The 20,009-nt window shown below is 30.0% G+C and carries 19 protein-coding genes, 1 tRNA gene and 1 riboswitch; of the genes, 10 read left to right on the top strand and 10 right to left on the bottom strand.

Annotation, left to right across the window (positions count from 1 at the left end):
• Positions 1-137: 137 nt before the first annotated feature.
• The 5 genes from H3N56_RS04095 to H3N56_RS04075 all read left to right on the top strand — a co-directional run bounded on the left by H3N56_RS04095 (position 138) and on the right by H3N56_RS04075 (position 5,266).
• Positions 138-1,799 carry an amidohydrolase gene (locus H3N56_RS04095; RefSeq protein WP_185880004.1) on the top strand — a complete coding sequence of 554 codons (1,662 nt, stop codon included), beginning with the start codon at positions 138-140 and terminating at the stop codon, positions 1,797-1,799.
• 27 nt (positions 1,800-1,826) lie between these two features.
• The gene (locus tag H3N56_RS04090; RefSeq protein ID WP_185880003.1) at positions 1,827-2,645 is read left to right on the top strand and encodes a nitroreductase family protein; all 819 of its coding nucleotides are present in this window, start codon (positions 1,827-1,829) and stop codon (positions 2,643-2,645) included.
• Positions 2,646-2,712: 67 nt separating this feature from the next.
• A complete protein-coding gene (locus H3N56_RS04085; protein WP_185880002.1) occupies positions 2,713-2,934 on the top strand; it encodes a hypothetical protein in 222 nt (73 codons plus the stop codon).
• Between the two features lie 178 nt (positions 2,935-3,112).
• Positions 3,113-4,180, top strand: coding sequence for a hypothetical protein (locus H3N56_RS04080; protein WP_185880001.1), 1,068 nt, complete (start codon positions 3,113-3,115; stop codon positions 4,178-4,180).
• A 603-nt stretch (positions 4,181-4,783) separates the two neighbouring features.
• Entirely contained in the window at positions 4,784-5,266 is a 483-nt protein-coding gene (locus H3N56_RS04075) for a hypothetical protein (protein WP_185880000.1), read from the top strand.
• A 30-nt stretch (positions 5,267-5,296) separates the two neighbouring features.
• Here the strand turns inward: H3N56_RS04075 and guaA are convergent, their stop codons facing one another.
• Positions 5,297-6,835, bottom strand: coding sequence for a glutamine-hydrolyzing GMP synthase (gene guaA, locus H3N56_RS04070; protein ID WP_185879999.1), 1,539 nt, complete (start codon positions 6,833-6,835; stop codon positions 5,297-5,299).
• A 71-nt stretch (positions 6,836-6,906) separates the two neighbouring features.
• A riboswitch (purine riboswitch) is annotated at positions 6,907-7,004 on the bottom strand.
• An 83-nt stretch (positions 7,005-7,087) separates the two neighbouring features.
• Here guaA and rnmV point away from each other — a divergent pair.
• Both rnmV and H3N56_RS04060 read left to right on the top strand, forming a co-directional pair.
• Complete coding sequence (gene rnmV / locus H3N56_RS04065) at positions 7,088-7,639, top strand: ribonuclease M5 (protein ID WP_185879998.1); 552 nt, start codon at positions 7,088-7,090, stop codon at positions 7,637-7,639.
• Position 7,640: 1 nt separating this feature from the next.
• On the top strand, positions 7,641-8,345 hold the full coding sequence (locus H3N56_RS04060; protein ID WP_185879997.1) for a radical SAM protein: 705 nt from the start codon (positions 7,641-7,643) through the stop codon (positions 8,343-8,345).
• A gap of 24 nt (positions 8,346-8,369) precedes the next feature.
• Here H3N56_RS04060 and H3N56_RS04055 read toward each other — a convergent pair whose 3' ends face one another.
• Entirely contained in the window at positions 8,370-8,516 is a 147-nt protein-coding gene (locus H3N56_RS04055) for a hypothetical protein (RefSeq protein WP_185879996.1), read from the bottom strand.
• Positions 8,517-8,717: 201 nt separating this feature from the next.
• Between H3N56_RS04055 and H3N56_RS04050 the strand changes: the two genes are divergently transcribed.
• Positions 8,718-10,049, top strand: a complete 1,332-nt coding sequence (locus tag H3N56_RS04050; protein WP_185879995.1) for an APC family permease — start codon at positions 8,718-8,720, stop codon at positions 10,047-10,049.
• A 54-nt stretch (positions 10,050-10,103) separates the two neighbouring features.
• Here the strand turns inward: H3N56_RS04050 and H3N56_RS04045 are convergent, their stop codons facing one another.
• Positions 10,104-10,934, bottom strand: a complete 831-nt coding sequence (locus H3N56_RS04045; protein WP_185879994.1) for an N-acetylmuramoyl-L-alanine amidase — start codon at positions 10,932-10,934, stop codon at positions 10,104-10,106.
• A gap of 215 nt (positions 10,935-11,149) precedes the next feature.
• Here H3N56_RS04045 and H3N56_RS04040 point away from each other — a divergent pair, with 215 nt between their 5' ends.
• Together H3N56_RS04040 and fusA are read left to right on the top strand one after the other, a co-directional pair.
• Positions 11,150-11,425 carry an HU family DNA-binding protein gene (locus tag H3N56_RS04040; protein ID WP_185879993.1) on the top strand — a complete coding sequence of 92 codons (276 nt, stop codon included), beginning with the start codon at positions 11,150-11,152 and terminating at the stop codon, positions 11,423-11,425.
• 153 nt (positions 11,426-11,578) lie between these two features.
• The gene (gene fusA / locus H3N56_RS04035) at positions 11,579-13,639 is read left to right on the top strand and encodes an elongation factor G (RefSeq protein WP_185879992.1); all 2,061 of its coding nucleotides are present in this window, start codon (positions 11,579-11,581) and stop codon (positions 13,637-13,639) included.
• 33 nt (positions 13,640-13,672) lie between these two features.
• Here fusA and H3N56_RS04030 read toward each other — a convergent pair whose 3' ends face one another.
• The 7 genes from H3N56_RS04030 to selD all read right to left on the bottom strand — a co-directional run bounded on the left by H3N56_RS04030 (position 13,673) and on the right by selD (position 19,942).
• A complete protein-coding gene (locus H3N56_RS04030; RefSeq protein WP_221893428.1) occupies positions 13,673-14,617 on the bottom strand; it encodes a carbohydrate kinase family protein in 945 nt (314 codons plus the stop codon).
• A gap of 103 nt (positions 14,618-14,720) precedes the next feature.
• Positions 14,721-14,814: transfer RNA gene (locus tag H3N56_RS04025), tRNA-Sec, on the bottom strand.
• A gap of 27 nt (positions 14,815-14,841) precedes the next feature.
• Positions 14,842-15,102, bottom strand: a complete 261-nt coding sequence (locus H3N56_RS04020; protein WP_185879991.1) for a DUF3343 domain-containing protein — start codon at positions 15,100-15,102, stop codon at positions 14,842-14,844.
• Entirely contained in the window at positions 15,102-15,680 is a 579-nt protein-coding gene (gene yedF / locus H3N56_RS04015) for a sulfurtransferase-like selenium metabolism protein YedF (protein WP_185879990.1), read from the bottom strand. Before yedF ends, H3N56_RS04020 begins: the two co-directional genes overlap by 1 nt.
• Positions 15,677-17,578: a selenocysteine-specific translation elongation factor gene (gene selB, locus H3N56_RS04010; RefSeq protein ID WP_185879989.1), complete on the bottom strand. Its 1,902-nt coding sequence runs from the start codon at positions 17,576-17,578 to the stop codon at positions 15,677-15,679. The genes yedF and selB overlap by 4 nt, the downstream gene beginning before the upstream one ends.
• 3 nt (positions 17,579-17,581) lie before the next feature.
• A complete protein-coding gene (gene selA, locus H3N56_RS04005) occupies positions 17,582-18,958 on the bottom strand; it encodes an L-seryl-tRNA(Sec) selenium transferase (protein WP_185879988.1) in 1,377 nt (458 codons plus the stop codon).
• A 6-nt stretch (positions 18,959-18,964) separates the two neighbouring features.
• Positions 18,965-19,942 carry a selenide, water dikinase SelD gene (gene selD / locus H3N56_RS04000; protein ID WP_370521068.1) on the bottom strand — a complete coding sequence of 326 codons (978 nt, stop codon included), beginning with the start codon at positions 19,940-19,942 and terminating at the stop codon, positions 18,965-18,967.
• Positions 19,943-20,009 lie beyond the last annotated feature (67 nt).

The following is a 20,009-nucleotide window of genomic DNA, read 5'->3' as shown; positions in this document are numbered from 1 at the left end:
AATTATTTTTGTTTATTAGTTTTATATATAAAAACAACTTATATTCCTCTATTTTTATAAAAAACTATACCAAAATTTTGGTTTTTAATTTTTATGGAGTATACTAATAACAATTTTAGATATTTAGGGGGATGAATATGAAAAAAACTATGTTATTATTGGCCTTTTGTGGGATAGGAGCTATATTACAAGCTGGTGAAGGGATTGACACAATACTTTATAATGGTTCGGTTTTAACGATGAAAAATGAAAACGATTCGGTTGAGGCTATTGCTGTAAATGATGGGAAAATTGTATCTGTAGGAAAGAGTAATGATATATTAAAGTTAGCAGACAAAAATACTAAAAAAATTGATTTGGATGGAAAAACAGTTATGCCTGGGTTAACTGATACTCATCTTCATTTCTTGAGATTTGGTCTTACTTTTCTTCAAATAAGAGGAAATGGTAAAACTAAAGATGAAATTTTATCAGATGTAAAAGAAAAAGCAAAATTGGCACAAAAAGAAAATTGGGTTAGAGGAAGAGGTTGGAATGAAACTATTTGGGATGATAAGAAACTTCCATTAGCGAGTGATTTAGATACAGTTTCTAAAAATAATCCAGTTGTATTATTTAGAAGTGATAACCATGCAATATGGGTAAATAGTGAAGCTCTTAAAATTGCAGGAATAAATAAAGAAACTATGGATCCTGATGGTGGAAAAATCATAAGAGATTCAAATGGTAATCCCACAGGAATTCTTGTGGATTCAGCAATGAATCTTGTAACTGATAAAATGCCGGCTTTAAGTGAAGAGGAAATGGAAACTGCTTATCTTTTAGCAGATAAAGAGTATTCAAGACTTGGTCTTACAACAGTTTTTGATGCTGGTGATGATATTTCAATTCCATTAGTAAAAAGACTTATTTCAGAGGGGAAAATAAAGACTAGAATAAATGTTGTTTTAGATGGAAAAACAGCAAAAACATTTTTAGATAATGATATAAAGGCTGAACATAATACATTAAATGATCATATGTCTATTAGAGGTTACAAGATTAAATATGATGGGGCTCTTGGAAGTAGAGGGGCACTTATGGGTGAGGAATATTCAGATTCAAAAGGGAATTTTGGAAATAGACTTATTCCTGTAGATGAATTAAATAGATTGGTTGAAAAATCTTATGAGTTAGGTTATCAGCCTCATGTACATGCCATTGGTGATAAGGCAAATGAAGAAGTTTTAGATTCATTTGAGAAACTATTTAAAGAAAAAGAAAAAACAAATAAAGAATTAAGATACGGAGTTGTACATTCACAAATTCTTACAAAAAGAGATATAGGTAGATATAAAGAGATGGATGTTATTGCAATCATGCAACCAATTCATGCAACATCAGATATGAATATGGCTGAGGATAGAATAGGTGCAGATAGAATAAAAGGAGCTTATGCTTGGAAAACTTTAAATGATAGTGGGGTTATCATAACAGGAGGATCTGACAACCCAAATGATTATATTGAACCTTTTTACGGTATACATGCTGCAGTTACAAGAAAAGATATGAAAGGAAATCCTAAAGATGGATGGTATCCAGAAGAAGCAATAGACTTATATTCGGCACTAAAAATATATACTCAAAATCCTGCTTATCTTTGGTTTATGGAGGATAAGTTAGGAACAATTGAAGATGGAAAATATGCAGATTTAGTAGTTCTTTCTGATAATATAAAAGAAGTGAATAAGGATGATTTATGGAAAGTTAAACCAACATTAACTTTTATAGACGGAGAGGTGGTTTATAAAGTAAAATAGTCTTAAGATTATGAGGAGGGAAAACAAATGTTTAAGGTTGATAAAGAAAAATGTATAGGTTGTGGACTTTGTGTGAAAGATTGTTTTGTGAGTGATATTAAATTAAAAGATGGAAAAGCTGAAATAAGAAATGTTACATGTATTAAGTGTGGGCATTGCGTAGCGATATGTCCAAAAGATGCAGTTTCAACAGATGAATACAATATGAATGAGGTAAAAGAATATGATGAAAAGAGTTTCCATTTAGATTCTGAGAACTTATTAAACTTCATAAAGTTTAGAAGAACTGTAAGACATTTTAAAAATAAAGATGTAGAAAATGAGAAACTTTTAAAAATTATAGAGGCGGGGAGATTTACTCAAACTGCTAGTAATGCTCAGAATGTATCATATGTTGTCGTGAAGGATCAAATTGATGAGCTAAGAACACTCACATTAGAAAGTCTTAAGGATTTAGGGGAAGTTATTCTTCAGACATCTACAACTCCTCCGCTTTATAAAAGATATGCCAAGAGATGGATTAGCATGTATAATGAAAATATATCGAATCCGGAAGGAAAAGATGATTTATTTTTTAAAGCACCAGCAGTTATCTTAGTAATTTCTGAACATCCAGTTAATGCAGCCTTAGCCTCTAAAAACATGGAACTGATGACATTTGCTTTAGGGCTTGGGACATTATTTAGTGGATTTTTAGTTAGAGCAGCACAAGATAATTCTAAGATTAAAGATTTCTTAGGACTGAAAGAAAATCAGCAAGTTGTTACTTGCATGGTAATAGGATATCCAGATGTTAAATATTTTAGAACAGTACCAAGAAAAGATGCAGAGATATTGTGGAAATAAGATGCAAATGACATAGTAAGGACATAAAGGAATGATAAAATGCTATTAAAAGAATATTTGGAGGTTTATGAGTATGATTTTAATAGCTATAATTTTATTATTTTTAGTTTTAGATGGAAGAAATGAAAATAGAAGTCCTTTGTTAGGAAGAAAGGTTTTACTATTTTTATTGGCTTTGTTTGTAATAGTTTATGTAGTATTACCAGTACTAGGTATATTTTTACCAAATATACATGGGTTTAATATGATGAGTAGAGGGTTTGGAAGAAATCTACTTAGATGCTTTTAAGTAATTTAAATTTAAAAAATAAACACCTTGAAGACTAATAGCTTTCAAGGTGTTTTATATTTATAAAATTATTCCCACTCAAGTTTAGTGCATTTTGGGTGCAAACATATTTTAACGATTGATTTTTTTAAATAAGTAAAGTATAACCAAAATATACAAGTAAAAAATGGAGGAGATAATGTCAGAGCTAATATATAAGAAATCTAACGTGAATCTTCAAGATGAAAATACCATGTTAGAAATAAAAGAAAAAATAAAAATGCCGAACGGAACGATACTCATAATAAATGATTTTTCTAAATTAAATGATTTATTTTCAAATGTTGATATTTTAAAAGTAGCATCAGGTGGACATATATTTATTATAAGAAAACGAGGGCGAAAATTAACTTTTTATAAACACTCTTTATCTACGGGAACTTTAGCATGTGAAATAGAACTATTTAGAGAGGTTGGAGAAGTTTCATTAGGAATTAATTGGGGTTACAAAAAGATAGAAATGTTTATTTTAAGCAACAATTCAAAAAGAACTTTATCGGGAAAAATGATAGAATCGGATATTGAATTAATAGAAATAAATGAAAAAATATTAGAGGTTAAGGGAAATTTAAAGAATAGTCTATATTTATATAATAAAACAGGTGAAGTTAGATTAACAGCAATTAATTCCTGGAATGAAATATTAAAAGGGATAAGTTTACTAAAAGAAGAAGTATTAAAAGAAAAATCAAAAGAAATAATAGTAGTGAATTTATCAATTTTATCATTAGTAAGTGGCTTTGAATCATATTTAAAAAAAAGATTTTTAGAATTAGAAAAAGAAGGAATAGAAATAAATTATGATAAAATATACTCTTTTATATTAACAAAAGATGAAAAGGAAAATATGAACGAAATAATAGAAGAAGCTGCTGAAAAGAATATTTCAGAATTAGAACTTTTAATTAATGAAAAAGGAAAAATAAATTTTCAAATATATGATAATGTAAAAAAAGTATTTTCTAAAGCTTATAATATAAAAATATCAGACTTAGAAATAGATTCAAAAGAGATTGAATATTTAAAGAGAATAATACAATACAGGCATAAAATAACTCATGTTTCACCAATGTTGCCTGTTCTAAATGCAGATAAATTAAAAGTAGAGGAAACTGAATATTCAACAATTAATTTATTAGAAAAAGCTATCGAAATATATAGTAATTTTATAAATAAGGTTCATAGTAAAACATTAGAATTAAATTGAAAATATAAAGTGGAGATAAAATAGAAATTAAAAGTGCTTCAACAAATAACTTAAACTCTTCTGGTATCAAGAAATCCATTTTCTCAGCATGGATTTTTCTAATACTGTCAGCTTGATGACAAGGGGTTTCTTGTAATGAATGAAACTTAATAACATAGTTAAAAATAGCTATGAATAGTTTTAATATGAGTTTCCATTACTTGGATTCTTAGTTTTTAAAAGTTCATTTTGCCATTCCATTCTAAAATACAAGAAATTCTTAAAGATCCAATAGCTGATATTGCCCATTCTATACTTGAAGCTGAAATTGAAGAAGATTTAGGATATTTTAAATATGATTATAGCTTCTGAGGGAGAATTTGTCATTGAGATAGGGAAGAGAATTTTGAACTTAAAGTTGTTAAAAAATATTTTTTATGTATACCAAAGAAATGACTACGCGAGACACTTAGAATAATATTAAAGAAATGCAGATAATTGAAGTGTCTATTTGATAATATATGCGTAAAGGATAATCCTTATTACAACGCCCACGTAGAATATTTTTATTCAGTTTAAAAAAGAACGGATTTATTAAAGCTAGAATTAAAGGGGGAATAATGAATGAAATGTAAATATAATCAATATACCTTAACATGTTTTTTTGGAAATATAGGTTATAGACCTGGGAATTGTCCTTTTGGCTATTTAAAAAAAAATAATTTTAATACTTTTTATTCGGTTAATTATTATAAGAAATATTTTAATGATAAAGAATATAACGCTTTTACTGGAATATTAGAGCCAAATTTAAAAAGGGTTGAATATATTAATATTTATAATGTTTTAAGAACCGTAATTGAAATAAATAGACAATTAAAAAATATTTTTAAAATTTATAATAAGATTTTAAAAGGATATGATATTATAGAGGACTTAAAAGAGATTTTAATACATAAAACTTTAGATCAGGTAGGAGAAGAAATAAAAGAAAGTTTAAAAAGAGATGAAAAGTATCAAAGGTTATCAGAAGGGGATAAAATAATAACCTTGATATCTATCGATGCAGTAATAGGTATTACAAAAGATAAACACCTTGAAAGCTAATAGATTTCAAGGTGTTTTATATTTATAAAATTATTCCCACTCAATAGTAGCTGGTGGCTTAGATGAAATATCATAAGTTAATCTGTTTATTCCTTTAACTTCGTTTATAATTCTGTTAGAAACTTTGTCTAAGAATTCATATGGTAAACGAGACCAAGTTGCAGTCATGAAATCTATTGTATCAGCAGATCTTAAAACAGCAGTGTACTCATAAGTTCTTTCGTCTCCCATAACTCCAACTGATTTAACAGGAAGTAGAACAACGAAAGCTTGACTTACTTTTTGATATAAGTTAGCATCTCTTAATTCTTGTATGAATATAGCATCTGCATCTCTTAAGATATCAGCCTTTTCTTTATCAACTTCACCGATGATTCTTATTCCTAGTCCAGGTCCTGGGAACGGGTGTCTATCGATCATATGATCAGGAATTCCTAATTCTCTTCCAACAGCTCTAACTTCATCTTTAAACAGCTCTCTAAGAGGCTCAAGAAGCTCAAACTTCATATCTTCAGGTAATCCTCCAACGTTGTGGTGAGATTTTATTGTAACTGAAGGTCCTTTTACTGATTGTGATTCTATAACATCTGGATAGATAGTTCCTTGAGCTAAGAAATCAACGTCTACAAGCTTAGAAGCCTCTTCATTAAATACTTCTATAAACTCATGTCCAATTATTTTTCTCTTAGATTCTGGATCTGAAACTCCAGCAAGTTTTGAAAGGAATCTTTCTTCAGCGTTTACACACTTTATGTTCATATGGAAATTTTGTCCATATACATCCATAACATTTTTCCCTTCATCTTTTCTAAGAAGTCCTGTGTCAACGAATATACAGATAAGTTGATCTCCGATAGCTTTATGGATAAGCATAGCAGCAACAGATGAGTCAACTCCACCAGAAAGTCCTAATAAAACTTTCTTATCTCCAACAGTTTCTTTTATAGATTTTATAGTTTGCTCTATGTAGTTCCCCATAGACCAGTTTTTCTCAGCTTTAGCAACTTTGAATACAAAGTTTTCTAAAATTTTAGTTCCGTAAACAGAATGAGTAACTTCTGGATGGAATTGTACACAGTAGATATTTTTATCATAGTTTGCAGCAGCAGCGATACAAGAATCAGTATGTGCTATTTGAACGAAACCAGGTGCCATTACAGTAACATGGTCTCCATGACTCATCCAAACTTGGTTTAGATTTGGTACATCACTAAATAAAGGACTAGTTGCGTCATCTATAACAAGTTCAGCTTTACCAAACTCTTGCTTATCAGCACGCTCAACAGTACCTCCAAGTAATTGAGAAGTAAGTTGCATTCCGTAACAGATTCCTAAAACTGGGATTCCAGCTTCATAAAGTGCTTTTTCTAAAGTCGGAGCTCCATCTAAATAAACTGATGCAGGTCCTCCTGAAAGAATGATTCCTTTAGGTTCTCTAGCTAGGATTTTATCAAGTGGTTCAAAGAATGGAACAACTTCTGCATAAACTCCCATTTCTCTTATTCTTCTGGCGATTAATTGGTTGTATTGAGAACCAAAATCTAGTATTACAATACTATTTTTCTTCATAAAAATAAACCTCCGTGTATAGTAAAAAAGGGGACGAATCCGTAACTATGAAAAATCATAGGAATAGACTTATCCCCTTTATATTTTTTCATAGAGACCAATTTAAGGTTGGTCGTAGAGACGTTGCGCCGTATTAGCAACTTATATGACTAATTCCTTTATTAAATTGTTGTAATTTTATCACAAAAAATTCACAATGTCAAACAAATTTGGTATAATGATAATTATAGAATATTTTAGAAAGGTAACGATATGAAAAAGATTATAAAAGAGGTTATAGTAGTTGAAGGAAGAGACGATATATCTGCAGTTAAAGCGGCAGTAGATGCGGAGTTAATTCAAACTAATGGATTCGCGATAAGAAAAAAAGGTAATATAGAAAAATTAAGAAAAGCGTATGAAAATAAGGGATTAATAGTGCTAACTGATCCTGATTTTGTTGGTGAAGAACTGCGTAAGTTTATTCAAAAGCATTTCCCTAATGTAAAGCATGCTTACATCACACGTAAGTCTGGAACTAAGGATGGAGATATTGGAATTGAAAATGCTTCACCAGAGACAATAATAGAGGCTCTAGAAAAAGCAAAGTGCGAAGTGGTAAATCAAAATGAGAATCTTTTTGACATGAACACTTTAATAGAAAATGGTCTTGTTGGAAGAGATGAGTCAACAAATCTAAGAGAAAAGCTTGGAGGAGTCTTAGGAATAGGCTATGCAAATGGAAAACAGTTTTTATCTAAATTAAATAGATATGGAATAAAAGTAGAAGATTTTGAAAAAGCAATGAAAGAGATAAGGGATTAATATGGGGATAAGATATAGTAAGGTTTCAGAAGGAAATAAAAGAGAAGTGGTTTTATTGAAAAGTTTTCCATGTAAATATGGAAAATGTAGTTTTTGTAATTATATAGAGGATAACTCTTTAGATGAGAATGAAATAGAATCAGTAAACTATGAGACTTTAAAAGAGGTAACAGGAGAGTTCTCAGCTTTAGAGGTTATAAATTCAGGCTCTGTATTTGAACTTCCAAAATCAACTTTAGAAAAAATAAGAGAAGTTGTAATAGAAAAAGAAATAAAGTTAGTTTATTTTGAAATATATTATGGATATAAAAATAGACTTGATGAGATTAGAAATTTCTTCCCGGGAATAGAAATAAGATTTAGAATGGGGATGGAAACTTTTGACAATGATTTTAGAATAAATTTTTATAATAAAAACTTTGAAGTTAATGAAAAAGAGATAAAGGAACTTTCAGAAAAGTTATTTTCAGTTTGTCTTTTAATATGTGTACAGGGGCAAACTAAAGAAATGATATCAAAAGATATAGAACTTGGACTTAAATATTTTGAAAGTATAACAATCAATATATTTATAGATAACGGAACAGTTGTAAAACAAGATAAAGAACTTGTTGAATGGTTTATCAAAGAATACGCTCACTTATTGGAAAATAAAAAAGTAGAGTTGCTTTTTGATAATAAAGATCTTGGAGTTTTTGAACAATAATATATATAGAAAAAGGATGGTAAATTAATACCAGCCTTTTTTTGATTTTAATTTACTCATATTAATTAATTTATCGTAAAATCTAAGTACAAGACCAGCAAAAAGAAGAGGAAAAAGATAAATTTTAGCAGCCCAATCTACAACAGTATTGTTTTTTTTTGCTTGAAACATGATTTCACCTCATATATTTTTTTAATATAAAAAGTATAACTCATATAGGAGGTTAAATCAAGGGAAATTAATTCTATCAAAAAAATTAAAAAAATATTAAAATATTTTTTAAAAAAACTTGTATAAATATATTAGACGTGATAAACTTCTTAGAAATAAAAATACTAAAAAAAAAGTAAGAAAGTATCGGGAGGGAGAACAATGAAGGATAAATTGCAAGGAAGATATGGGTTTCCAGTAGCTTTTTCTATGGTGGTTGGAATAGTTATAGGAATTGGTATCTTTTTCAAGGCAACACAAATTTTATTAGCATCGGGAATGAATCCTAAAATAGCTATCGCAGCTTGGGCATTAGGAGGAGTTATTTCAATAATTTCAGGACTTACAGCGGCAGAAGTTGGAGCAGCAATACCTGAAACTGGGGGAATGATAGCTTGGATTAAAAGAATCTATGGACCTAAAGCAGCGTTTCTTGTTGGATGGTCACAAATGGTTATATACTTCCCTGGAATAGTTGGGTTAATAGCATATTATTTTGCAGTATTTACAGCTAGTTTCTTAGGAGTAGAAGCTACTAATGATGTATTGATACCGATTGCTTATGCGGCATTGACTTTAGTATATGCTTTAAATGTATTCACAAATAGAGTTGGAGGAATAATTCAAACAACGGCAACGGTTGCAAAATTAATCCCATTAGGGTTAATAACTGTATTTGGATTACTTTCTCTTAATAATGTTTCGGGAGCTTTTTATGTTACCCCGTCAGTTGCTAATACAACAACATCTCCACTATTACTTTTAGGATTAGCTCTTGTACCTGTAATGTTTGCATTCGATGGATGGATATACGTTGGAACAATAGCTGGAGATTTAAAAAATGTAAAGAAAGATCTACCAAGATCTATAATATTTGGATTAGGATTTATAGCAATATTTTATGTTTTACTGAACTTCTCACTATTAAAAGTATTCCCAGCTGAAGTTTTAGTGGAAAAAGGAATGTTTGGAGTAGCAGAAGAGTTATTTGGAAAAATGGGAGCTAAGTTAATATTCTTAGGAATTATGGTATCGGCATTTGGAGGATTAAACGGAATGGCAATGGTTTCAACAAGAGTACCGTATTCTCTTGCAATAGAAGGACATTTACCAAAATCAAATTTCTTTGCAAAAGTTGATCCAACTCATGATCAGCCAGTAAATTCTTCATTTGTAATGTATGGACTTACTTGTTTATTCTTAGCAGCTATGTTTATAACTGGTAATCCAGATGTTTTTGGAGATGTACCAGTAGCTTTATTCTGGTTCTTCTACTGTATGGTATTCTACGGACTATTTATATTAAGAAAGAAAGAACCAAACTTAGAAAGACCTTATATTGTTCCATTTTATCCAGTTATACCAATTCTTGCTATAATAGGTGGAGGATCAATATTTATCTATGCAGCAATAGCAAATCTTGAGTATATGGCAATATCTGTAGTATTAACAGGACTTGGAATATTTGTATATAGAAAGAAGGAAGAAAACTAAAATTTAGATATAAAAAAAGATAGGAGACTAAAAAACTTAGTCTCCTATCTTTTTTTACTTATATTTTCTATTTAAAGCCTTAAGAATTGCAAAAGTTTCTAAATCCATATTACCAGAGATATTTCTTGGTCTAAAGTGCATTTGAAAAGCGTATATAGCTTTAGTACTTTCTAAATCCCAAGTATCTGTATCATTCATATCATAGCCATATTTTCTAAATTCAGCTTTGATTTCTGGAATACTATATTTTGAATAGAGTTCTTTTTTATAATACCTATTAAAGTCCTCTTTATTATACCAAGCTCCAATGTTGTAAGTATCATGAAGTTCTTTCCATGGGAAAAGTGCTCCAGGATCTTGTTTTCTTTTAAAGGCAATATCGGAATGACCTAAAATGTTTTCAGGCTGGATATCGTACTTTTGTGAAATTGTTTTTAATAGAAAAGCTACTTTACGAATTTGATCAGGATCATAAGGAATAAACTGTTCTTTAGCTATAAAAAAATCAGAACTTTGTGGATGGAGTTTTCTTTTGCTAGGGGTTGCACCAAGATTTACAATCTCAATACCTATAGATGAATCATTGATATTATTCCTTCCAGCAAAACTACTATTTCCTGCATGCCAAGCTCTTTCCAAATCAGGAACCAGAGAATAGATTGGTTCTTTTCTATCTGTGGTAACTAGATAATGAGAACTAACATTTTTTCCCGTCAGAGCAGTTATAGACCTTTGATCATTTATTGCTGTATAGTGGACAATAAGAAAACGTATCCGACTATTTTTAGCAGTAGCTTTGTAGGTCTTACTATCAATGTCATAATTGACAGATGAACATGAAGAGATAAGTAAAAGAATCAGGGTAAATAGAATTTTTTTTAGCATGGCGCCTCCAAATTGATGAATCGGTTTTTCATAGACTAGTAAAGTATACTATAAGTTATATAAAAAAACATGATAAAATTTGAGAAAAAACTCACAAATAGCAACAAATTTAGGAAAAATGGGGCCTGGATGAAAAAATTATTTGAAAATAATTGATATATGTGATATAAAAGAATGTCTGAAATTATAAGTTACATTTTTAGGAGGGTATTTACATGACAAAAAAAGATTTTGCAAAAGTACTTTTTGAAAAGGGAGTATTTACATCTAAAGCAGATGCTGAAAGAAAATTAGAGGTTATCTTAACTTCAGTTGAAGAAGTTTTACAAGCTGGAGAAGATTTAAACTTTATAGGATGGGGAAAATTTGAAGTAGCTGAAAGAGCTGCTAGAGTTGGAAGAAATCCAAAAACTGGAGAGGAAATAACAATAGAAGCTAAGAAAACTGTTAAATTCAAACCAGGAAAATCATTAGTTGATAAATTAAACTAATTATAATTTAAGGGAGTCCAGATTATTCTGGACTCTTTTTTATTTAAAATAAAAATTTTAAATATTGACTTATTAAAAAATATTAGTTATATACAAATACTACAAGAATCTCAGAACTTAATTATCTCTTCAAATAATAAAGGAGGTAGCACCATGAAAAATTATGAGATGAACGAAATAAGAAATGTAACATTTTTAGGACACAGAGGAAGTGGAAAAACAACACTTGTTGAATCAATGCTTTTTTCTTCAGAAACTATTTCGAAAATGGGAAGCGTTGATAATGGAAGTAGTACATCAGATTTCGATAAAGAGGAAGTAATCAGGCAGTTTTCAATAAATACTTCAGTGGTTCCTCTTGAATATTTAGGACATAAATACAATATTTTAGATACTCCGGGTTATTTTGACTTTTCAGGGGAGGTTAGTTCTGCTCTCAAAGTGTCTGGTGGGGCTGTGCTTGTACTGGACGCTACATCTGGTGTCGATGTTGGGGCAGAGAAGAGCTGGCGTGTTTTAGAGGAGAATGGGACACCAAGGATTATATTTATTAACAAGATGGATAAGGGAATACAAAACTATGAAAAGTTACTTCATGAATTAAAAGAAAAATTTGGAAAAAAAATAGCTCCATTTTGCATACCTATAGAAGAAGATGAAAAATTTAAAGGGTTTATAAATGTAGTAGATTTAAAAACTAGAATATTTGATGGTAAAGATTGTCAAGATGGAAAAATACCAGCGGATAGGGATATTTCAGATATTAGAAATTTACTTTTGGAAGCAGTAGCTGAAACAGATGAGGATTTAATGGAAAAATTCTTCTCTGGAAAAGAATTTACAGAGAGTGAAATTAGAAAAGGACTTCATCATGGAACTGTTACTGGAGAATTAGTTCCCGTTCTAGTTGGATCAGCAATAAATGGAATAGGGATAAAGACTCTATTTGAGATGCTCTATGATTATATGCCTACTCCTCAAGAACTCTACAATGGAGAAAGAGTTGGGGTAAACCCACTGACTCAAGAGATAGAAAAAAGAAAAGTTAATGAAAATGAACCATTTTCAGCTATAATATTTAAAACTTTAGTCGATCCTTTTATTGGAAAGATATCTATGTTTAAGGTAAATTCGGGAACAATAAAAAGAGATACTGAGATTTTAGTTGCCAATAAAAATAAGCGAGAAAGAATATCAAACGTAGGATATTTTAGAGGAATAAAACAACTGCCAGCAGATGAGATAAAAGCTGGAGATATTGGAGCTACGATGAAACTTCAATATGCTCAAACTGGGGATACGATTTGTGATAAAGACAATCCTATAATGTATCCAACTATTGAATTTCCAAAACCATGTCTATATTTTGCTGTAGAACCAGCTGAAAAGACTGATGATGAGAAGATAAGTACTTGTCTACAAAGACTGATTGATGAGGACCCAAGTTTTCAAGTTAAGAGAAATTTTGAAACTAAGGAACTTTTAATTGGAGGACAAGGAGAAAAGCATATAGGGATAATACTGAGTAAATTAGAAAATAAATTTGATGTCCACGCTAAAATAAATAACCCAAAAGTTTCATATAGAGAAACCATTAAAAGTTCTGTATCGGTTCAAGGAAAGCATAAAAAACAATCTGGAGGAGCTGGACAATATGGAGATGTTCATATTAAATTTGAACCATTTGAAGATGAGTTTAAATTTGTTGATGAAATACGTGGTGGAGTAGTGCCAAGACAATATATTCCAGCAGTTGAAAAAGGGCTTATGGAAGCAAAACAAAAAGGAGTTTTAGCAGGATATCCAGTTATTAATATAAAAGCAACGTTATTTGATGGTTCATACCACGCGGTTGATTCAAATGAAATTTCATTTAAGCAAGCAGCTATGCTAGCTTTTAGAAAAGGAATGCAGGATGCTAGACCAATACTTTTAGAACCTATCATGAGAATTGAAATAACAGTTCCAGATATTTATACTGGAGACGTTATGGGAGATTTAAATAAAAGAAGAGCTAGAATTTTAGGAATGGAACCACAAAATTATGGAGAACAAAAGTTAGTGGCAGAAGTTCCTGAGAGTGAAATATTAAAATATGCAATTGAATTAAGATCTATGACTCAAGCTAAAGGTAATTTTAATTTTGATTTCATAAGATATGAAGAAGTTCCAGAACATCTATCTTCTAAAATTATAAATGAGTTGAATAAATAGATTAAAAAAAGAGCCAATTGGCTCTTTTTTTAATTAATACAATATTTCTTCCCATATAGTACTTTCTAAAGTTTGTTCAACTAGTGAAAGACCCATATCTGGATGGATTGTTTCTGAATGTGAAATAGTAATAAGAGACATAGCTACAGCATATTTTACCGTATCAGCTAAGCTTAAATTATTTGTATATCCGTATCCCAGTCCAGCGACAAAAGAGTCTCCGGCTCCAGTAACATTTACAACATTTGCATTTTTAGCTTTTAGTTTACCTCTTAAATCACCATTGGTATAATAGACACCGTCACCATCTAAACTTATAAAGATATTTTTAATTCCAAGAGATAAGAAATATTCTCCTACTCTATGTAAATCGGATTCATTTGAAATAGTTATTCCAGAAAGAACCTCAGCTTCATATCTGTTTGGTTTTATTGTGTGAAAATACTTTAAAAGATGTTTAATTGTTTTAGCTTTAGCAGTAGAGATAGGGTCTAAAACAAAGTGAGTTTTTTCATGAAATATAGAGAGTAAGTACTCTAGATTTTCAGGATCATCCGCATCTACAAAAGTATAAAGAGCATTTTCAATTATATCTGATTTCGAATTTATAAATTCTTTATTGAGTGCACTAATCGTTGCCATATCTGCAACAGCAGATACCATTTCTCCATTTTCATCAAGAATAGCCATATAAGTTGGAGTAGAGCTATTTTTTACTATAAGTGAATTGCTCATGTCATAACCAATATTCTCTGAGTTTCTAATTATTGATTTTCCAGTCTCATCATCACCTAAGATTGAAATAAATTGAGTATTTACAGCAACTCTTGCCATATTCTCAGCTATATTTCTAGCAACACCTCCGAAAGATATTTTTACTTTACCTGGTATAGAGTCGTAGGCTCTGTAATTTTTTTTACAAAATCCGAACATATCAACAACCGAAGCACCGAAAACTAAAACATAGGGGTTTATCAATCCAATCTCCTCCAAAATATTAAAAAATTCACTATATTATAACATAAACATTGTAATAATACAAAAAAAAACTCCCGTTAGGGAGTTGAAATTTATATATTTATGGCGGAAACGTGTAGGAATTGAACCTACCAACGACCAAAGCCGCCAAGGCAGTTTTGAAGACTGCTGGGAACACCAGTTACCCATCCGTTTCCATTATATATAGATTCTATCATAAAATTTTAAAATGTCAAGAGTGTAAAAGTTTTCTTGAAGCCAATTTTTTCACCCTTGTAAAATTCCATAGAGATGTTATTTGTTTCTAGTAAAGAAGAAATTAAATCTATTTTTTGGAAATCTGTTTTTATAGAAAGTCCACAACTAGCTTTAATCTCAGTGGGAAGAGGTATAATTCTAGCATCAATTCCATTTTCGGAAAGAAGTTTTTCAACTTTCATAACTAAGTGTGTAGATTCGGCAGCTAATAATAAAAAAGTTTCCATTATGGTTTTATAATCCTAGTTGCGTTCATCTGTGTTTCAATAATGTTTAACATATTTGTGATTTTTCCCACTTTCACTGAATTTTGAAGATTGTAGAAGTTAACGCATGCTCCACAAGAAAGAATTTCAACTCCTCTTTCTTCTAAAACCTTTAAATCTTCTATGCTATCTTGTATTTCAGAAACTAAGAAAACACCTCTATTGTAGAAAATTATAGTCTTGGGTAAAGATTCCATCTCAGTAAGAGTGTAGAAAAATCCTTTGATAAGCGTTCTACCAAGCTCCAAATCTCCTTGCCCCATAGCATCTGCTTCAACAACTATAACTGTATTATCAGAGTGAGCTAATGATTTCTTTGGAGCGTCAGACGTCTTGATAATTGTAATTTTATAAACCCCATCTTCTAGAATAGAAGTACATGCAAATCCCATCTCTTTAGCAAACTTCTCAATATTCTCTTTAGAGATTATGTTATCGATACTAACCTCGATTTCTCCTTCTATAATATTTTTAAGAGCTTTTTTTGTCATAATAACTGGCATAGGACATGTTTGACCAATAGCATCTATTTTTATCATTTGTTTTCCTCCATTTTTAAGATTCTATAATCTTCAATTCTTTTTGTAATTTCAAGTTCATCAAATTTCTCTAAATATAAAAGAGCGAATTTCCTACTTGTATTTAGTAATGTTTTAAATGTGGAAAGATCTAACTTATCGTGGTGAGCAAAGTGTTTTCTCAGTCTTATTTCAGCCTCTTTGAAAAAACCTTTTAGTACATACATATTTTTTGTCAAAGGAACCATAAACTCAGTATCAAGCATATAATTATGAAGTTTATAAAACTCCTCCTTATTTAGAAAATTTTCTTCAATTTCCTGTACTGATTTTGGAGAGAAAGAGAAATCTTTATAAATTTTAAAGATTTGATCTTTTAAAACTTTATTTTCTTTTGAAAGTTTTATACTAAAAGATTTCAAAGAAATTGAATCTTTATCTACATTCAAGAAATCGTTTTGAAGATCTTCTAAAACTATATTATATTCTTTAGTTTTGAAGGCATTAAAAAATTTATTTTTAATTTCAGAACGAGAAGCCCCTTTTTTTAAAGAATTATTTATGTGAAATTTTTCCAGATATTCTTGGATAGAATTCTTTAAAAAATTATAGTTTTTAATATGGAAATATTTTGATTCTTCTGAAATTTTGAATCGAATAATATTGTCATTCAATTCAATTATTTCATCGTCAGTAATCTCTTTTCCTAAATATATGGAAACTTCTTTAGCAGTTATTAGATTAGACGAAGAATTTTTAATAATTTCTTCAATTTTTTCTTTATTTTCTCCCATTAAAGATTTTAGAGATTGAATATAACTTGTATTATTTCTTTTAGTTTTTTGACCTAAAGGAGAAATTATTTTAATACCGCCTATTGTATCCATAGGTGAATACGTTCTTAAAATTCCAATTTCACCAGTTGAGCAAACTAATGGTTTTTCTAAATCAATTTGTATAAATGAAGAGTTTCCACCCTCTAGTAAATCTGTTCCTAAAAGTTTTATTTTCCCTATTATTTCATTAGTTCCAATATGAAGTCTTATTCTATGATTATTTTTTATTGATTTTTTGCCTTTTAAAAGAGTAAAAAAACAATCTATTTTACTAGTTATAAACATAGAACCTTTTGGAGCTAAAATATCTCCTCTTTTAATCTCAGAGGTTTCAACTCCCGAAAGATTTAATGCACATCTATTTCCAGAAGAAAGAAAATCTACTTTAATACCATGATTTTCGATTCCTCTTATTTTTACATCAATCATTTTAGGATAAAGAGTTAAGGCATCATCTTTTTTTACGATACCTTGAGCAGGGGTACCAGTAACAACTGTTCCAAACCCCTTTATACTAAAAACTCTATCAATAGAAAGTTTGAATGGTTTTTTAGTTTCAGATTTAGCTTTAATTGAAGCTAGGTCTTTTTCTAAAAAATATTTTAATTCAGTAAAGCTCTCCAAAGACTTAGATGATATTTCTAAAATTGGAAGTTGGCTGATAATAGAATTTTTAAAAGTAGATTTAATATCGGTTTTAATTTCTTCAACTCTTTCATCAGTTGCTAAATCTCTTTTAGTTAGGAGTATAACACCTTTTTTTATTCCTAAAAGATTTATTATATCAGCGTGTTCGATAGTTTGAGGCATGATTCCATCATCACAAGCGATAATAAATAAAATATAATCAATACCCGTAGCTCCAGCCACCATATTTTTTATAAATTTTTCATGTCCAGGAACATCAATAATTCCTATTTTATCTCCAGTTGAAAGTTCAAAATAAGTAAATCCTAAGTCTATAGTCATTCCTCTTTTTGCTTCTTCTGGAAGGGTATCTGTATCGACACCAGTTAAATACTTTATAACCGTAGTTTTACCGTGATCTATATGACCAGCAGTTCCTATAACAATATCTTTCATAAATTAACCTCTTGAAACATCTAAGAGTCTATTTAAAATAATCTCAAAATCATCTTTTAAAATAGTTTTCATATCTAAGAAAAAACAGTTATTTTGAACTCTACCAACTATTGGATTTTCTCCAGTTCTTAATTCTCTTTCTAGAGAAACAGAATTAAATGTTGGGAAAGAAAGAGCAAAACTTGGGATAGTTTCTTCTGGCATTGAACCCCCACCAATCATGGCAAATGATTCGATTATATCCGCTTCGATGTCATTTTCGTTTAAAAGAGATTTCAAACTCTTAGCACGAGTGTAAACATCTTCAGGAGCCTCTAAAATGAGAGATAAAGTTGGAATGTTTTTAACTGCACTTTTCTCATCATAATATTCATGAAATAAAACTTCAAGAGACGAAAGAGTCATTTTGCAAACTCTAAAAGCTCTTAGTAACTGATTTTTTTTAAGTCTTTCAATAAGAGTTTTTTTACCAATGATTATTCCACATTGAGGCCCACCTAAAAGCTTGTCACCACTAAATGTTATTATATCCATTCCTGATTTTAAAACATCAAAAACAGTTGGTTCTTTTTTTAGTCCATAATTAGAAAAATCTACTAAAACTCCACTTCCTAAATCTTCCATAGTTATAATATTATGTTTTTTACCAAGTTCTACAATTTCTTCTCTAGAAATTTCTTTTGTGAAACCAGAGATTTTATAGTTTGAAGTATGTACTTTTAGTAGAAGAGAAGTATTGTCTGTAATAGCATTTTCATAATCGTAGTCATGGGTTCTATTTGTAGTTCCAACTTCAACTAATTTAGATCCAGAGATTGACATGATATCTGGAATTCTAAATGAACCTCCAATTTCAACAAGTTCTCCTCTTGAAACTATAACTTCAGAATTTTTAGAAAATTCATCCAAACAAAGCAAAACAGCAGCAGCATTATTGTTAACAACAAGAGCTGATTCTGCTCCTGTAATTTCACATATCAAGTCTTCAACTAGAGAGTATCTACTCCCTCTTTTACCAGTTTCTAAGTCATACTCTAAATTGCTGTAACCAGTTAAGATTTCTGCTATATGAGCAGCATTTTTTTTTGAAAAAACTGAACGCCCAAGATTTGTATGAATAATAGTTCCAGTTCCATTTATTATTTTTTTTAAATTGAATTCTGATTTTATTTTAATTTTATTTATAATAGTTTTAAAAATATCATCTGGAGTAAAATCAGAAATTAGTCCATTAGAAATATTTTTACGAAACTCTTGAATAGTTTCTGAAGTTGCGTTATAAACAGAAGGATAACCTTCTGTTTCAATTAACTCTAAAAAAGTAGTCTCTTTAAGTAATTTATCAACTTTTGGAAGCTTTCTGAAAAGTTCTTGTGTCATAGTATTTTACCTCACAATAATAAATTTTTCTCCTAGATCTTCAACACTTCCAATAACTGAAGATTTTATACTAAGGCTATCTAGTTTTTTCATAATTTCATTTATATATTTAGGAGAAATAGAAAATAAAAGTCCTCCAGAAGTTTGTGGATCCATTAAAATTTCTTGTAACCAAAGTGGAATGTTATCAAATTCAACTTTATTTTCTAGATATCTTCTATTTTTTTGTCCTCCAGAAGTAATGAAGAACTCTTTAGCGTACTCTTTAGCTTCCTCGATATAAGGGATTAATTCACTTTCTAAAACTAGAGTTTTTTCAGATGCAGATGCCATTTCATATGAATGGCCTAAGAATCCAAATCCTGTTACGTCAGTACAGGCAGTAACTGGATAATCTCTTATTATATCGGCTGAATATTTATTTAATGTTGTCATAAGTTCAATACTTTTATTGATAGCTTCAGGAGAAGCTTCTCCTATTTTAGAAGCAGTTGATATAATTCCAGTACCTAAAGGTTTTGTAAGTACTAATATATCTCCAGTTTGACAACCATAATTTTTTAATATCTTATCTGGATGTGCTATACCTGTAACTGATAAACCGTATTTAACTTCGGGATCATGCACAGAGTGTCCACCACTTAGGACAGCTCCAGATTCTGAAACTTTATCAGCTCCACCTCTTAAAATTTCTCCTAAAATATTTATATCTAAATTTTCAGGAAAACAAACTATATTCATAGCTGTTTTTGGAACTCCACCCATAGCATAGACATCGCTTATTGAATTTGCTGCAGCAATTTGACCGAAAATATATGGATCATCTACCATTGGAGTAAAAAAGTCTAAAGTTTGAATCATGGCAATATCATCTGTAAGTTTATACACAGCAGCATCATCTGACTTTTCAAAACCTACTATAAGGTTCTTATCTTCCACACTTGGAATGTTTTTTAATATTTTTGAAAGGACCTCCGGTCCTATTTTGTTCGCTCAACCACCGATTGAACATCTATCTAAAATTAGTTTCATATCTTACCTCCTATTCAAA

Origin of the sequence: Cetobacterium sp. 2A, from assembly GCF_014250685.1 — a bacterium.
Classification (GTDB): Bacteria; Fusobacteriota; Fusobacteriia; order Fusobacteriales; family Fusobacteriaceae; genus Cetobacterium.
Note: the sequence above shows the minus strand (reverse complement) of the source record. Positions and strands in the feature narration are given on the sequence as shown.

What these genes read in the sequence shown, in the direction of transcription:
- H3N56_RS04095 (WP_185880004.1), top strand. Translation starts at nt 138, where the DNA reads ATGAAAAAAACTATGTTATTATTGGCCTTTTGTGGGATAGGAGCTATA.
- H3N56_RS04090 (WP_185880003.1), top strand. Translation starts at nt 1,827, where the DNA reads ATGTTTAAGGTTGATAAAGAAAAATGTATAGGTTGTGGACTTTGTGTG.
- H3N56_RS04085 (WP_185880002.1), top strand. Translation starts at nt 2,713, where the DNA reads ATGAGTATGATTTTAATAGCTATAATTTTATTATTTTTAGTTTTAGAT.
- H3N56_RS04080 (WP_185880001.1), top strand. Translation starts at nt 3,113, where the DNA reads ATGTCAGAGCTAATATATAAGAAATCTAACGTGAATCTTCAAGATGAA.
- H3N56_RS04075 (WP_185880000.1), top strand. Translation starts at nt 4,784, where the DNA reads ATGAAATGTAAATATAATCAATATACCTTAACATGTTTTTTTGGAAAT.
- guaA (WP_185879999.1), bottom strand. Translation starts at nt 6,835, where the DNA reads ATGAAGAAAAATAGTATTGTAATACTAGATTTTGGTTCTCAATACAAC.
- rnmV (WP_185879998.1), top strand. Translation starts at nt 7,088, where the DNA reads ATGAAAAAGATTATAAAAGAGGTTATAGTAGTTGAAGGAAGAGACGAT.
- H3N56_RS04060 (WP_185879997.1), top strand. Translation starts at nt 7,641, where the DNA reads ATGGGGATAAGATATAGTAAGGTTTCAGAAGGAAATAAAAGAGAAGTG.
- H3N56_RS04055 (WP_185879996.1), bottom strand. Translation starts at nt 8,516, where the DNA reads ATGTTTCAAGCAAAAAAAAACAATACTGTTGTAGATTGGGCTGCTAAA.
- H3N56_RS04050 (WP_185879995.1), top strand. Translation starts at nt 8,718, where the DNA reads ATGAAGGATAAATTGCAAGGAAGATATGGGTTTCCAGTAGCTTTTTCT.
- H3N56_RS04045 (WP_185879994.1), bottom strand. Translation starts at nt 10,934, where the DNA reads ATGCTAAAAAAAATTCTATTTACCCTGATTCTTTTACTTATCTCTTCA.
- H3N56_RS04040 (WP_185879993.1), top strand. Translation starts at nt 11,150, where the DNA reads ATGACAAAAAAAGATTTTGCAAAAGTACTTTTTGAAAAGGGAGTATTT.
- fusA (WP_185879992.1), top strand. Translation starts at nt 11,579, where the DNA reads ATGAAAAATTATGAGATGAACGAAATAAGAAATGTAACATTTTTAGGA.
- H3N56_RS04020 (WP_185879991.1), bottom strand. Translation starts at nt 15,102, where the DNA reads ATGGAAACTTTTTTATTATTAGCTGCCGAATCTACACACTTAGTTATG.
- yedF (WP_185879990.1), bottom strand. Translation starts at nt 15,680, where the DNA reads ATGATAAAAATAGATGCTATTGGTCAAACATGTCCTATGCCAGTTATT.
- selB (WP_185879989.1), bottom strand. Translation starts at nt 17,578, where the DNA reads ATGAAAGATATTGTTATAGGAACTGCTGGTCATATAGATCACGGTAAA.
- selA (WP_185879988.1), bottom strand. Translation starts at nt 18,958, where the DNA reads ATGACACAAGAACTTTTCAGAAAGCTTCCAAAAGTTGATAAATTACTT.